Source organism: Pseudomonas sp. NY5710 (genome assembly GCF_013305665.1).
Classification (GTDB): Bacteria; Pseudomonadota; Gammaproteobacteria; order Pseudomonadales; family Pseudomonadaceae; genus Aquipseudomonas; species Aquipseudomonas juntendi.
The window spans coordinates 4,196,553-4,210,270 of sequence record NZ_CP045554.1 but is presented as its reverse complement, the minus strand read 5'-3'; the positions used below and the strand labels follow the sequence as shown (position 1 = coordinate 4,210,270).

Genomic DNA, 13,718 nt, shown 5'->3' with positions numbered 1-13,718 from the left:
GTGTCAGTTCTCCAGTACGCTCAGCAGGCCAAGGGGCAGTGGCACGTCCATCACGCGGTCGAACAGCCAGTAGAGGAAGATGCTCATGCCCACCACCACCATGGCGCTGTGCAGCCAGCGGCCGCCGTACAGGTGCGCCATGGGCAGGCCCACCAGGATGGCACTGAGGATGAAGCCCAGGGGTTCGAAGGTGGCGGCGAAAACCAGCAGCAGGCCGACGCACGCGGCGATCTTGATCAGGGTCGCGCGGTCCAGTTCTGGTTCGTCGTCCTTGCGCACGATCGGGGTCGGGCGGATAGCCAGGTACAGTAGGCCCAGGCCCATCAGGCCGAGCATCAGCAGTGGGTAGGCACGCGGGCCCACCGGCTCGTAGGAAAACGCCGCCTGGTAGGGCCAGGCCATTACGGCAAGCACGGCGCACACCGCCAGCAAGACCAGGGCGAAGAGGCGTTGCAGGATCATGAAGGAATCCTCGTTGGGATCGCTTGTAGGAGCGGCCTTGTGTCGCGATCGGGCGCGAAGCGGCCGCAAAGCCAGCCTCTGCGATCTGTCTGAAGCATCGCAAGGCTGTTCCAGGGGCCACTTTGCGGCCCGATCGCGACGCAAGGCCGCTCCTACACAGGGATGGTGGTGGATCCGGCAGGTTTACTGGATCAGGCCAAATTCCTTGGCCAGCGTCTTGTAGTCAGCCACTTGCTTCTTCACATAGCCGTCCAGTTCCTCGCCGGTCATGGCGAACGGGAACAGCTCGCGTTGGTCGCGCAGTTTGGCGAAGTCCTCCGAAGCCAGCATCTTGTCGAACGACTGCTTCCACCAGGCGTAATCCTCGTCGCTGACCTTTGGCCCCAGGTAGAAACCGCGCACCACCGGCCAGACGATGTCATAGCCCTGCTCCTTGGCAGTCGGGATGTCTTTCATCTCCGGCTCGTCCAGGCGGTTTTCCGAGAACACCGCGAGGATGCGCATGTTGCCGCTCTGAATGTGCGGCATGGAGTCTGAAATGTCGGTCGAGCCCACCTGGATGTGGCCGCCCAGCAGGGCCGTGGCAATTTCGCCGCCGCCTTCCAGAGCCACGTAGCGCAGGTCGCGCGGGTTGATCCCGGCGGCCTTGGCGATCAGGGCGGTCTGCATCCAGTCCTGGCTGCCGACGGTGCCGCCAGAGCCGATCACCACTTTGCTCGGGTCTTTCTTCAGTGCTGCGACCAGGTCGTCGAGGGTCTTGTAGGGCGAGTCGCTCTTCACCGCGATGGCGCCGTAGCTGGTGCCGACCGCGGCCAGCCATTTCACGGCGTTTTCGTCGAAGCGGCCGAACTTGCCCTGGGCCAGGTTCAGCAACGAACCGCTGGACCAGGCCACCAGTGTGCCGGCGTCAGCCGGGCGTTGGGCGACCACGGCGTTGTACGCCACCGCGCCGACACCGCCGGGCATGTAGGTGACGCGCATGGGTTTGCTGAGGATCTTTTCCTGCACCAGGGCGCTTTGCACCAACTTGCAGGTCAGGTCGAAGCCGCCGCCCGGCGAGGCGGGGGCGATACATTCGGGGCGTTTCGGTTCGGCAGCGAGGGCGTTGCCGGCCAACAGCAGGCAGCCGGTAGCGAGGACGAGGCGGCGCAGTGAAAAGGTCATCGTCGATCTCCGTGAATGTTGTTGTTATCGGGTTAGGCTAGCGGCTTACCACAGCGCCACGCTGTAGCTCACCAGCAGCCGCACTTCGTCGGCATCGCGGGCGAGGTTGGAGCGGAATGTGGCGTTGCGCAAACGCACGGCCACGTTCTTCAACGGGCCGCTTTGTACGACGTACTTCATTTCGGTGTCGCGTTCCCACTCTTTGCCTTCGCCACCGGCGGCGCGGCTGACGTTGTCGCCGCTGATGTAGCGGGTCATGAAGGTCAGGCCGGGCACGCCCAGGGCGGCGAAGTTGTAGTCGTAGCGCGCCTGCCAGGAACGCTCGTCCTTGCCTGCGAAGTCGTTGATCTGCACGAAGTTGACCAGGTAGGGGTCGGCGCCATCCACATAAGGGAACGCGCTGTCGCCCGACAATTGCTGCCACGCGCCACTGACCTTGTGCCCACCCAGGGCGTAGCTGAGCATGCCGTTGAAGGTGGTGTTGTCGATGTTGCCAGCTTTGGCGGCACCGGCGTCGTCACTGATGGCCAGGCGCAGGTCGGCACCGAGGGTGCCTGGGCCCCAGGGCTGGGTGGCGACCATGCCGATGAAGTGCTGGCGGTAGATATCGTCGAGTTGGGCGAAGTGATAGCTGCCGGTGATACGGTCGGTGAACTGGTAGTCGAGCCCACCCAGGGCCAGGTGATCGGCGCTGAACGAACCACCGAAGCGGCCATTCTTGTTGTTCAGGGCCAGGTCTTCCCAATTGGTGTCGTTACGGTCCTTGGCTTTGTCCAGGCGCCCGCCAGTGAACGTCAGGCCCTTTATTTCCTTCGAGGTGAGCAGGCCGCCTTCGAAGGTTTGCGGCAGGATGCGGCCGTCGTTCGGTTGCAGGGTTGGCAGTTCGGGGATCAGCGTACCGATCTTCAGTTCGGTCTGGGACACCTTGACCTTGCCGGTCAGGCCCAGCTTGGAGTATTCGTCGGCAGCCTTGCCGTCATCGTGGGTCGGTAGCAGGCCGGTATCGGTGCGGTCCGGGCTGGAGTCGAGCTTGATACCGAGCATGCCCAGCGCGTCCACGCCGAAGCCTACGGTGCCATCGGTGTAGCCGGACTCGAAGTTGAGCATGAAGCCCTGGGCCCATTCATCGCGCTTGGATTGTTGCGCGCTGGTGCCGTCGCGGAAATCGCGGTTGAAGTACATGTTGCGGGTTTCGAAGGTGGCCGTGCTGTCTTCGAAGAAGGCGGCCTGGCTCAGCGGGGCGACACCGGCGAGCGCAAGGGCGCTGGCGAGGGTGCTGGGGCGTGAGGCAAAGGAACGGGTAGGCGCAAACGCCTGCGGCTGTGCTGACAGCATCGTCGATGACTCCGTTTATTGTTCTTATTCGTTGCACCTTGCTGGTGCTTTTTTCGGTGCGAGGCGCGACCGTAGGGCGATGCTAGGCAACGAACCTTTCGCTAACCTTTCAACCTGAAAGGTTGCTACAAGGGGCTTCACAGGCCCGGCGACAGCGGTACACTCCGCGCCATTGCCCCAGCCAAGAGGGAGAAACCGATGCGTGTGCTGCTGGTCGAAGACCACCTGCAACTGGCCGAAAGCGTGGCCTTGGCCTTGAAAAGCATGGGCCTGACCGTGGATGTGCTGCATGACGGCGTGGCCGCCGACCTGGCCCTGGCCAGCGAAGAATACGCAGTAGCCGTGCTGGATGTCGGCTTGCCGCGCATGGATGGTTTTGAAGTGCTGGCGCGTTTGCGTGGGCGCGGCAAGACCCTGCCAGTGTTGATGCTGACCGCCCGCAGCGATGTCAAGGACCGGGTCCACGGCCTGAACCTGGGGGCCGATGACTACCTGGCCAAACCGTTCGAGCTGACCGAGCTGGAAGCCCGGGTCAAAGCCCTGCTGCGGCGCAGCGTGCTTGGTGGGGAGCGCCAGCAGCGCTGCGGGCCGTTGGTGTACGACCTCGATACCCGGCGTTTTGCCCTTGGCGACGACAACCTGACCCTGACCTCCCGTGAGCAGAGTGTGCTCGAGGCGCTGATCGCCCGCCCGGGCCGGGTGATGAGCAAGGAACAGCTGGCCGCCCAGGTCTTCGGCCTGGACGAGGAGGCCAGCCACGATGCCATCGAAATCTACATCCACCGCTTGCGCAAGAAGCTCGACGGCCAGCCGGTAGCCATCGTCACCTTCCGCGGCCTGGGCTACCTGCTAGAGCACCGCGATGCGTGACAATGGCAGCCTGCGCGGGCGCTTGATGGGCAACCTGGCGTTGCTGCTGGTGGTGCTGATGCTGGCCAGCGGCCTTAGCGCCTACTGGAATGGTCGTGAGGCTGCCGATACCGCCTACGACCGTACCCTGCTGGCCTCGGCACGGACCATCGCCGCGGGGCTGTCGCAGCGCGATGGCTCGCTGAGCGCCGACGTGCCTTACGTGGCGCTGGACACCTTCGCCTACGACAGCGCCGGGCGCATTTACTACACCGTGCTCGATATCCAGCAGCGGCTGATTTCCGGTTACGAGAACCTGCCGCCACCGCCACCTGGCACGCCCCGCACCGATGATTACCCGGCGCTGGCGCGGTTCTACAACGCCACCTACCTGGGCCAGGACGTGCGCGTTGTCAGTTTGCTGAAGGCGGTGAGTGAGCCGAACATGAATGGCATGGCGGAAATCCGGGTGGCCGAGACCGAGGAGGCGCGGGTGAGCATGGCCCGCGGCTTGATGGCCGATACTTTGCTGCGCCTGGGCATGCTGGCGCTGGCGGCGCTGGTGATGGTGTGGTTCGCCGTCAGTGCGGCGCTGCGGCCGCTGGAGCGCCTGCGCACAGCGGTGGAGGAGCGCCAGCCCGATGACCTGCGGGCGCTGCCGGTGGTGCAGGTGCAGCGTGAGTTGGGCCCATTGGTGCGTGCCTTGAATCATTTCACTGAACGTCTGCGTGGCCAGTTCGAGCGCCAGGCGCAGTTCATTGCTGATGCCGCGCACGAACTGCGCACGCCGCTGGCGGCCTTGAAGGCGCGCGTCGAGTTGGGCCTGCGCTCGCCGGAGCCGCAGGCGTGGCGGGAAACGTTGGAGTCCGCCGCCCAGGGCACCGACAGGTTGACCCACCTGGCCAACCAGTTGCTGTCATTGGCCCGGGTAGAGAACGGCGCGCGGGCGATTGCCGAGGGCGGTGCGCAGCGCCTGGACTTGAGCCAACTGGCCCGGGAGCTGGGCATGGCCATGGCGCCACTGGCGCACAAGCGCGGCGTTGCGCTGGCGCTGGAGGCCGAGGCGGCGGTCTGGCTGAAAGGCGAACCGACGTTGCTCAACGAGCTGTTGAGCAACCTGGTGGACAATGCCCTGGCGCATACACCGCAGGGCGGCAATGTGATCATTCGCGTGCTGGCCCCGGCCGTGCTGGAGGTGGAAGACGACGGGCCGGGCATTCCCGAGGCTGAGCGCGAGCGGGTCTTCGAGCGGTTCTACCGGCGCAGTGCGCAGGGTAGCGGGTTGGGGCTGGCCATCGTGGGCGAGATCTGTCGGGCGCACCTAGCGCAGGTGAGCCTGCATGATGGCGCAAAGGGCGGGTTACGGGTGCGGGTGAGTTTTATCGCGGATTGACGGGGTACCTGTGCTGGCCCACCGCTGGCCAGCGCAGGTTTGAACGGGTCAGCGCAACATGCTCCGCGCCTCAAGCAGCTCTTCCACCTCAAGCTCGGTACCGAACGGCAAGCCCAGGTGGCGGTACGCCGGCAGCGCCGCCAACGGCCGCTGGCGCTCGCGCTGGCTGATGCAACGCGCGATCTGCACGATGTCGATATAGTCGGCCTTGTCAGTCTGGCGGTCCAGGTCCTGAACCTGCGAGGGCAGGTTGACCAGTTGCTCCGGAAACTCCCACGCCTTGAGAATCTTGTCACCCAGCGCCGGCTGGATCTGCTCGATCACATAATGCAGGCACACCGGGTCGGACAGCAGTTCGTTGTGCTCTTCGGCGTAAATCAGCACCGGCAGCGCGCCAATCTGATTGACGAGCCCACCCAGGGTCGCCTGTTCAGGTTTGAGTTGGGTGTAACGGCGGCTGAGTTCGTAACTGATGCCGGCCACTTCCAGGCTGTTGGCCCAAATTTCCCGCAACTTTTGTTCCACGGCCGATGAGCGGGCGTGAAAAATCTGCTCGATCACCAGGCCGATGGCGAGGTTGCAGCTGTAGTTGATGCCCAGCCGCGTGATGGCGGTGTGCAGGTCGGTCACTTCTACTGCCGCGCGCAGCAGTGGGCTGTTGACGACCTTGATCAGGCGCGCCGAAAGCGCTGCATCGCGGCCGATCACCTTGCTCAGGGCCGCTACGCTGATCTCGCTGTCTTCTGCGGCCTCACGGATGCTCAAGGCAACTTCGGGCAGGGTCGGCAGGACCAGGTCATCCTTTTCGATGGCATCGAGCAACTGTGCTTGAACCATCTCGGCCAGCTTGTTCATGGGCGTGTCTACCGCAGTGGTGGTGCGGCCCCGCCACGCGGGCGGGGCAGGCTGGTCAGCGCTGGATTTCCCGGTCGCGGTCCAGTTCGTAAGGCAGGGTCAGCACTTGCAGGCGCGGGCCTTCCAGGCTGCCCAGGTGCAGGTTGTCGTCTTCAACCGCCTCGGCACTCAGCACGGCGAGCAATTCGCAGCCAGCACCGTTGCTGGCGGCCAGCACCACTTCACCGACCGACGAGCCGTGGGTGGGCGAGAAGATTTCCGCCCCCGGCGCCGGAATGGCTGCCTGGCCCAGCGCCAGGCGGTACTGACGGCGCTTGAGCTTGCCCAGGTACTGCATGCGCGCGACGATTTCCTGGCCGGTGTAGCAGCCTTTCTTGAAGCTGACGCCATCGACGGCTTGCAGGTTGATCATCTGGGGAATGAACAGCTCGCGGGTCGGCCCCATGACCTGGCCGATGCCGGCGCGGACCTGGCCGAGCAGCCAGTCGTTGAGGCTGCCTTCGGGCAGGGCGGCGGCGAGGGCCTGGCGCACGGGCTCGGCGTTGTCCGCCGCTACCCACAGCTCTGCGCGGCCGGCGGACGCAGTGATCGCAATCAGCCCGGCGTGGCGCACGGTGCTGCCCGCAGCGCTGGGCAGGTCGATCCCCAGTGCTTGCAATGCCGCTTCGCCCCCTTGCAGGCCGAAGCGCGCCCAGGCGCTGCTCTCATCGGTGAGCGTGGCCTTTGAAAACACGGCGTACTTCTTCAGGTCGGCCAATTGCGCCTCGAGCAGCTCGCTGGCCATGGCCAGCAGGTAGCCGTTGCCTTCGGGCAGGATACGGAAGCTCGACTGCATGCGCCCCTTGACCATGCAGCGGGCGCCGAGGCCGGCGTGTTCCTGGCTGAGATAGTTGATGTTGCAGGTCAGCTGGCCTTGCAGGAACTTGCCTGCATCGGAGCCGCGGACGGCGAGGATGCCCTCGTGGGACAGGGGGCAGTAGAAAGCGGAATCGGCCATGGGTCATCGCGGTGGCTAAAGACTGGCGGCCATCATAGAACGCCGGTAACAAAATAGGTAGGTGAGTAGACCAACGCCCGGTGCCGCTGCGCTCGCCTGCCTGTATACTGGCGGGCCATTCGAGGAGGGCCCCATGGTCGAACAAACTGAACTCAACCGGCTGTTCTGGCACAGCCGCCGCGGCATGCTGGAACTGGACGTGCTGCTGGTGCCTTTCACCCAAGAAGTCTACCCCACCCTCAACGAGGCCGACCGCGAGCTGTACGTGCGCCTGTTGAGCTGCGAGGATCAGGACATGTTCGGCTGGTTCATGGAGCGCACCGAGTCTGAAGACCCGGAGCTGCAGCGCATGGTCCGCATCATTCTGGACCGTGTCCAGCCCAAGTGAGTGTTATGAGTGCCGCTGGCAGGGCTCGCGCCGGCTGCTGGCGGTCTACCTGGCATGCCAGGGGGTAGCTGGGCTGGCCGCGTGGGCAAGTGCGCTGCCAGCCTGGCTGGCGTTTACCCTCATCATTGCCTGCCTTGCCCACGCTGCCTGGGCGATTCCCCGCCGTATTCTGTTGACCCATGAACAGGCCGTTACCGGGTTGCGCCGTGATGTGCGCGGCTGGCAGGTGTACACCCGTGGTGGTGGCTGGCAGCCGGTGCGGCTGTGCCGGGACAGCATGGCCCTGCCTGGGTTGGTGGTGGTGCGCTTTGAGCGCGCCGGGCGCTGGTTGGGGCAAAGCCAGTGTGTACCGCCGGATGCCCTGGGCGCGGATGAGCATCGGCGGTTGCGGGTGCGGTTGAAATTCAGCCGGCGGCGCTGGGGCGCTACAGCGCTCAGGTCGGGCTGAGCACCGTGTCCTTTGCTTCGTCCAGCATGCCCGGGTAATCCAAGGTGTAATGCAAGCCGCGGCTCTCCTTGCGCTGCATTGCCGACAGGATCATCAGCTCGGCCACCTGTGCCAGGTTGCGCAGTTCGATCAGGTCGCGGCTGACCTTGTAGTTACTGTAGAACTCGTCGATTTCATCCAGCAGCAGCCGAATGCGGTGCTGCGCGCGCTGTAGGCGCTTGCTGGTGCGCACGATACCCACGTAGTCCCACATGAACCGCCGCAACTCGTCCCAGTTGTGCGCGATGATCACGTCCTCGTCCGAATCGGTCACCTGGCTGGCGTCCCAACCCGGCAGAGCCTTGGGCATGCTCACCTGCTGCAGGTTGGCCTCGATGTCGGCAGCAGCGGCGCGGCCATACACAAAGCACTCCAGCAGTGAGTTGCTGGCCATGCGGTTGGCGCCATGCAGGCCCGTGAAACTGGTTTCGCCAATGGCGTACAAACCCGGCACATCGGTGTGGCCGCGGTCGTCGACCATTACGCCGCCGCAGGTGTAGTGCGCTGCAGGCACCACCGGAATCGGCTGGCGGGTGATGTCGATGCCAAACGCCAGGCACCGCTCGTACACGGTGGGGAAGTGGCCCTTGATGAACTCGGCTGGCTTGTGAGTGATGTCCAGGTACACGCAGTCCACACCCAGGCGCTTCATTTCGTGGTCAATGGCGCGGGCGACGATATCGCGGGGCGCCAGTTCTTCGCGCGGGTCGAAACGCGGCATGAAACGCTCGCCATTGGGCAGGCGCAGCAGGGCGCCCTCGCCACGCAGGGCCTCGGTGATCAGGAAGCTCTTGGCCTGCGGGTGATACAGGCAGGTCGGGTGGAACTGGTTGAACTCCAGGTTCGCCACCCGGCAACCGGCCCGCCAGGCCATGGCAATGCCATCGCCACACGCGCCGTCGGGGTTGCTGGTGTACAGGTAGACCTTGGCCGCGCCGCCAGTGGCCAGCACGGTGAAGCGTGCCCCGAAGGTGTCGACCTCACCACTGTTGCGGTTGAGCACATAGGCGCCCAGGCAGCGTTCGCCGGGCAGGCCCAGGCGCCGCTCGGTGATCAGGTCGACTGCCACGCGCTGTTCCAGCAGCTCGATATTCGGGCGCGAGCGGGCCTGCTTGAGCAGCGTGGTGAAAATGGCGGCACCGGTCGCATCGGCGGCGTGGATGATTCGCCGGTGGCTATGGCCTCCCTCGCGGGTAAGGTGGAACTCGAAGCCGCCATCGTCGACGCTGTAGTGCTCGTCGCGGGTAAACGGTACGCCTTGTTCGATCAGCCACTGTATGGCTTCGCGGCTGTGCTCGACAGTGAAGCGTACGGCGTCTTCATGGCACAGGCCGCCGCCAGCATTGAGGGTATCCTCCACATGCGACTGCACCGTGTCGGTATTGTCCAGCACCGCAGCGACACCGCCCTGGGCCCAGAAGGTCGAGCCATTGGCCAGGTCGCCCTTGCTCAGCACGGCGATACGCAGGTGGCTGGGGAGGTTGAGTGCCAGGCTGAGACCGGCGGCACCGCTGCCGATCACCAGGACATCATGTTGGAATTGTTGGCTCATGTCGGGACACTAGTAATCTTTGGAGGGGGCGCGGCACAATAGCCACGCGCAGGTGGCATAGTGAAACTATTGTTCGCTCGACCGGGTTGCCTTTATAGCAGCCCCCGGTGGCCAATTTCCATGCCAGCTGCCAGCGTGGCCAACCTTTGTGGGAACTTTCCGGCATGGCCGGAAATCCTATGAAGGCTGCCCGCACGCCACAAATTGCCGCGGCGACGCAGGGCTGCAGGCCTGTCCAGGCTGTCCCTGCGTACACGTAACCTGATTATCGACGAAGCCGGCGATGACCGTGCCTTGTCTTCCGTGCAAGCCGACCAAGGGCTGCAGGAAACTTGCTTGGAGGGGAGAACTTTTGCGAAAAGCCCGAGTCTATGGTTGCAAGCCTGAGCGATGGCTGTTGCAACGCTCCTTCGAGTTCACTGAGGAGTGTTCATGCTAACCCAGGAAGAGGATCAGCAACTTGTCGAGCGCGTGCAGCGCGGCGACAGGCGAGCGTTCGATCTGTTGGTGCTGAAGTATCAGCACAAGATTCTCGGGTTGATCGTGCGGTTCGTTCACGATACCCACGAGGCCCAGGATGTTGCGCAGGAAGCCTTTATCAAGGCCTACCGTGCACTTGGCAATTTCCGCGGCGACAGTGCGTTTTACACGTGGCTGTACCGCATCGCCATCAACACGGCGAAGAACTATCTGGTGTCCCGTGGAAGACGGCCGCCAGACAGCGATGTCAGCTCCGAGGATGCGGAGTTTTACGACGGCGATCATGGCCTCAAGGATCTTGAGTCTCCAGAACGCTCGTTGTTGCGGGATGAGATCGAAGGCACCGTCCATCGCACCATCCAGCAACTGCCCGAAGACCTGCGCACGGCGCTTACCCTGCGTGAGTTCGATGGCCTGAGTTACGAAGACATTGCCAGTGTCATGCAATGTCCGGTGGGTACCGTGCGCTCTCGAATCTTCCGCGCTCGGGAGGCCATAGACAAAGCCCTGCAACCGTTGTTGCAGGAAACCTGAGACAGCGGCGACAGCCAAGAGAGGAACCGCCATGAGTCGTGAAGCTTTGCAGGAATCGCTGTCCGCGGTAATGGATAACGAAGCGGACGAACTGGAATTGCGTCGGGTGTTGAACGCCGTCGACGAAGCCGAAACCCGTGCCACCTGGTCCCGTTACCAGGTAGCCCGCGCAGCCATGCACAAGGAGTTGCTGCTGCCCAACCTGGATATCGCCTCGGCGGTTTCCGCGGCGCTGGCCGATGAGGCCGTGCCGGCCAAGGTCAACAAGAGCGCGTGGCGCAGCATCGGCCGCCTGGCTGTGGCTGCTTCGGTCACCGTGGCCGTGCTGGCGGGTGTGCGCATGTACAACCAGGACGAGATCACCGGTGCCGAGCTGGCTGCCCAGCAGCCGGTCCAGCAGGGCGTGAGCGTGCCACAAGCACAGGGCCCTGCAGTGTTGGCAGGTTATACCGAGAGCAGCGAGCAACCTACCGGGCCAATGGCCAACGGTGTGTTGCAGAACCAAGCCGGCTGGGACCAGCGTCTCCCAGGTTACCTGCGCCAGCATGCTCAGGAGTCTGCGCTCAAGGGTACTGAAACTGCACTGCCGTATGCCCGCGCTGCCAGCCTGGAAAACCGTTAAGTAAGGAGGATCATGCGCGCGCTACCTCTCCTGACGCTGCTGGTTGGCAGCTGCATGACGGTGCCAGCGTTGGCAGCCAATTCTTCGCCCGAGGCGAGTGAATGGCTGAACAAGCTGGCACAGGCCGAGCAAAAACAGAGCTACCAAGGCTCTTTCGTCTACGAACGCAACGGTAGTTTTTCCTCCCACGATATCTGGCACAGGGTAGAGGGCGGTAAGGTCAGCGAGCGGCTATTGCAGCTCGACGGCGCTGCCGAGGAAATCGTGCGCGTGGATGGCAAGGTGGCGTGTGTCAGCGGCGCCTTGGCCAGCGGGGTTACCAGCCCTCCAGATACTTCGCCGCGTGTGCTTGATCCGCTGAAGCTCATGGGTTGGTACGACCTGAGCGTGGCGGGCAAGTCCCGCGTAGCCGGGCGTGACGCCGTGATTGTGACGCTCACGCCGCGTGACCAGCACCGCTATGCCTTCGAATTGCACCTGGACCGCAAAACCGGCCTGCCGCTGCGCTCCTTGATGCTCAACGACAAGGGGCAGTTGCTGGAACGGTTCCAGATGACCCGTCTCGATACCGACGACCTGCCCAGCGACAGCGAGCTGCAACCAAGCGCAGCCTGCAAGCCCGTGCAGCATGTGGCCTCGGTCAGCAACGATAGCATCGCCGCCTGGCGTTCGGATTGGTTGCCGCCAGGCTTCGAACTGGTCAACAGCACCGTGCACCGCGACCCCAAGCTTGGCAGTTCGGTCAGTAGCCTGATGTACGACGATGGCCTGGCGCGCTTCTCGGTGTTCCTCGAACCGGTCAAGGATGATGTTGGTAACGATGTGCGCACCCAGCTTGGGCCGACGTCGGCGGTTTCACGTCGCCTGAACACGCCCAAGGGCAAGGTCATGGTGACGGTCGTCGGTGAAATCCCCTTGGGTACGGCAGAGCGTGTTGCCCTGTCCATGCGACCTCAGGATGGCCAGGCAAGCCAGTAACGGTGCCCGTTTGCGGCCCGCGCCAAAGCCAGGCAGGCATGCGCCTGAAATGAAATTAAAGCATTGTCATTTGCAATCCTGTGGCAAATTTTCTATAGGTCAGGCTTTCAGGAGCCTGGCCTTTCCTGTTTTGTGCAGGGGCCTTTCTAACTACCGCTCGTTGTGACGGGAGCCGTATGTCAATACCACGCTTGAAATCCTACCTAATGATGGTCGCCACCGTGCTGATGCTCGGCCAGGCGCTCACCGCCCAGGCCGACGAAGCCCTGCCGGACTTCACCACGCTGGTCGAGCAGGCCTCGCCCGCGGTGGTCAACATCAGCACCAAGCAGAAGCTGCCGGACCGCCGCGTCGCCCAGGGCCAGATGCCGGACCTGGAAGGCCTGCCGCCGATGTTCCGCGAATTCTTCGAGCGCAACATGCCGCAACAGCCGCGCTCGCCGCGTGGCGATCGCCAGCGTGAGGCCATGTCGCTGGGCTCTGGCTTCATCATTTCCAGCGATGGCTATGTGTTGACCAACAACCATGTGGTCGCCGATGCCGACGAGATCATCGTTCGTCTTTCGGACCGCAGTGAGCTGCAGGCCAAGCTGATCGGCACCGATCCCCGTACCGACGTGGCCTTGCTCAAGGTCGATGGCAAGAACCTGCCCACCGTGAAACTGGGTGACTCCGAGAAGCTCAAGGTGGGCGAGTGGGTATTGGCCATCGGTTCGCCCTTCGGCTTCGACCATTCGGTGACCAAGGGCATCGTCAGCGCCAAGGGCCGCACCCTGCCCAACGATACCTATGTGCCGTTCATCCAGACCGACGTGGCCATCAACCCGGGTAACTCCGGTGGTCCGCTGTTCAACATGAAGGGCGAAGTGGTGGGTATCAACTCGCAGATCTTCACCCGTTCGGGCGGCTTCATGGGCCTCTCGTTCGCCATCCCGATCGATGTGGCGCTCGACGTTTCCAACCAGTTGAAGAAAGACGGCAAAGTCAGCCGCGGCTGGCTGGGCGTGGTGATTCAGGAGGTCAACAAGGACCTGGCCGAATCCTTCGGCCTCGACAAGCCGGCCGGCGCCCTGGTAGCCCAGGTGCTGGAGAACGGCCCGGCCGCCAAGGGCGGCTTGCAGGTGGGTGACGTGATCCTGAGCATGAACGGCCAGCCGATCGTCATGTCGGCAGACCTGCCGCACCTGGTCGGCAGCCTCAAGGATGGTGAGAAAGCCAAGCTGGAAATCATCCGCAACGGCAAGCGCCAGACCCTGGACGTGGCCGTGGGCGCCATGCCGGATGACGACGCCGACATCACCGCCGGTGCTGAAGGCAGCGCCGAGCGCAGCAGCAATCGCCTGGGTGTCGCGGTCGCCGACCTGACCGCCGAGCAGAAAAAATCCCTGGAGCTCAAGGGCGGCGTGGTGATCAAGGAGGTCCAGGATGGGCCGGCAGCACTCATTGGCCTGCGCCCGGGTGACGTCATCAGCCACCTGAACAACCAGGCCATTGGCTCGGCCAAGGAATTCACCGAAATCGCCAAGGAACTGCCGAAGAACCGCTCGGTGTCGATGCGGGTGCTGCGTCAGGGCCGTGCCAGCTTCATCACCTTCAAGCTCGCTGAATAAGCGGCCAGGTGG

General features: G+C 63.8%; 14 protein-coding genes. 8 read left to right on the top strand and 6 right to left on the bottom strand.

The window, feature by feature from the left end:
- Nucleotides 1-3: 3 nt before the first annotated feature.
- The 3 genes from GEV39_RS19415 to GEV39_RS19405 all read right to left on the bottom strand — a co-directional run bounded on the left by GEV39_RS19415 (nt 4) and on the right by GEV39_RS19405 (nt 2,961).
- A complete protein-coding gene (locus GEV39_RS19415) occupies nt 4-462 on the bottom strand; it encodes a tripartite tricarboxylate transporter TctB family protein (protein ID WP_173890887.1) in 459 nt (152 codons plus the stop codon).
- Nucleotides 463-645: 183 nt separating this feature from the next.
- The gene (locus GEV39_RS19410; RefSeq protein ID WP_054912178.1) at nt 646-1,626 is read right to left on the bottom strand and encodes a Bug family tripartite tricarboxylate transporter substrate binding protein; all 981 of its coding nucleotides are present in this window, start codon (nt 1,624-1,626) and stop codon (nt 646-648) included.
- Nucleotides 1,627-1,671: 45 nt separating this feature from the next.
- The gene (locus GEV39_RS19405) at nt 1,672-2,961 is read right to left on the bottom strand and encodes an OprD family porin (protein WP_009684775.1); all 1,290 of its coding nucleotides are present in this window, start codon (nt 2,959-2,961) and stop codon (nt 1,672-1,674) included.
- Between the two features lie 198 nt (nt 2,962-3,159).
- Here GEV39_RS19405 and tctD point away from each other — a divergent pair, with 198 nt between their 5' ends.
- Together tctD and tctE are read left to right on the top strand one after the other, a co-directional pair.
- Entirely contained in the window at nt 3,160-3,831 is a 672-nt protein-coding gene (gene tctD / locus GEV39_RS19400) for a two-component system response regulator TctD (RefSeq protein ID WP_173890886.1), read from the top strand.
- Complete coding sequence (gene tctE / locus GEV39_RS19395) at nt 3,824-5,203, top strand: two-component system sensor histidine kinase TctE (protein WP_173890885.1); 1,380 nt, start codon at nt 3,824-3,826, stop codon at nt 5,201-5,203. Before tctD ends, tctE begins: the two co-directional genes overlap by 8 nt.
- Nucleotides 5,204-5,251: 48 nt before the next feature.
- Here tctE and GEV39_RS19390 read toward each other — a convergent pair whose 3' ends face one another.
- Together GEV39_RS19390 and ygfZ are read right to left on the bottom strand one after the other, a co-directional pair.
- The gene (locus tag GEV39_RS19390; protein WP_173890884.1) at nt 5,252-6,058 is read right to left on the bottom strand and encodes an HDOD domain-containing protein; all 807 of its coding nucleotides are present in this window, start codon (nt 6,056-6,058) and stop codon (nt 5,252-5,254) included.
- A 55-nt stretch (nt 6,059-6,113) separates the two neighbouring features.
- Complete coding sequence (gene ygfZ / locus GEV39_RS19385) at nt 6,114-7,055, bottom strand: CAF17-like 4Fe-4S cluster assembly/insertion protein YgfZ (RefSeq protein ID WP_173890883.1); 942 nt, start codon at nt 7,053-7,055, stop codon at nt 6,114-6,116.
- Between the two features lie 133 nt (nt 7,056-7,188).
- Here ygfZ and GEV39_RS19380 point away from each other — a divergent pair, with 133 nt between their 5' ends.
- Together GEV39_RS19380 and GEV39_RS19375 are read left to right on the top strand one after the other, a co-directional pair.
- Complete coding sequence (locus GEV39_RS19380) at nt 7,189-7,443, top strand: FAD assembly factor SdhE (protein WP_009684770.1); 255 nt, start codon at nt 7,189-7,191, stop codon at nt 7,441-7,443.
- Nucleotides 7,427-7,891 carry a protein YgfX gene (locus tag GEV39_RS19375; RefSeq protein ID WP_173890882.1) on the top strand — a complete coding sequence of 155 codons (465 nt, stop codon included), beginning with the start codon at nt 7,427-7,429 and terminating at the stop codon, nt 7,889-7,891. Before GEV39_RS19380 ends, GEV39_RS19375 begins: the two co-directional genes overlap by 17 nt.
- Here GEV39_RS19375 and nadB read toward each other — a convergent pair.
- Complete coding sequence (nadB, locus tag GEV39_RS19370) at nt 7,878-9,482, bottom strand: L-aspartate oxidase (protein WP_173890881.1); 1,605 nt, start codon at nt 9,480-9,482, stop codon at nt 7,878-7,880. The genes GEV39_RS19375 and nadB overlap by 14 nt on opposite strands.
- Before the next feature lie 432 nt (nt 9,483-9,914).
- Between nadB and rpoE the strand changes: the two genes are divergently transcribed.
- From rpoE to GEV39_RS19350, 4 genes are all read left to right on the top strand, one after another.
- Nucleotides 9,915-10,496, top strand: a complete 582-nt coding sequence (gene rpoE, locus GEV39_RS19365) for an RNA polymerase sigma factor RpoE/AlgU (RefSeq protein WP_003252049.1) — start codon at nt 9,915-9,917, stop codon at nt 10,494-10,496.
- A 31-nt stretch (nt 10,497-10,527) separates the two neighbouring features.
- Nucleotides 10,528-11,118, top strand: a complete 591-nt coding sequence (locus GEV39_RS19360; RefSeq protein ID WP_173890880.1) for a sigma-E factor negative regulatory protein — start codon at nt 10,528-10,530, stop codon at nt 11,116-11,118.
- Nucleotides 11,119-11,130: 12 nt separating this feature from the next.
- Complete coding sequence (locus GEV39_RS19355) at nt 11,131-12,096, top strand: MucB/RseB C-terminal domain-containing protein (RefSeq protein ID WP_173890879.1); 966 nt, start codon at nt 11,131-11,133, stop codon at nt 12,094-12,096.
- Nucleotides 12,097-12,272: 176 nt separating this feature from the next.
- The gene (locus tag GEV39_RS19350) at nt 12,273-13,706 is read left to right on the top strand and encodes a DegQ family serine endoprotease (RefSeq protein ID WP_173890878.1); all 1,434 of its coding nucleotides are present in this window, start codon (nt 12,273-12,275) and stop codon (nt 13,704-13,706) included.
- Nucleotides 13,707-13,718: the final 12 nt, after the last annotated feature.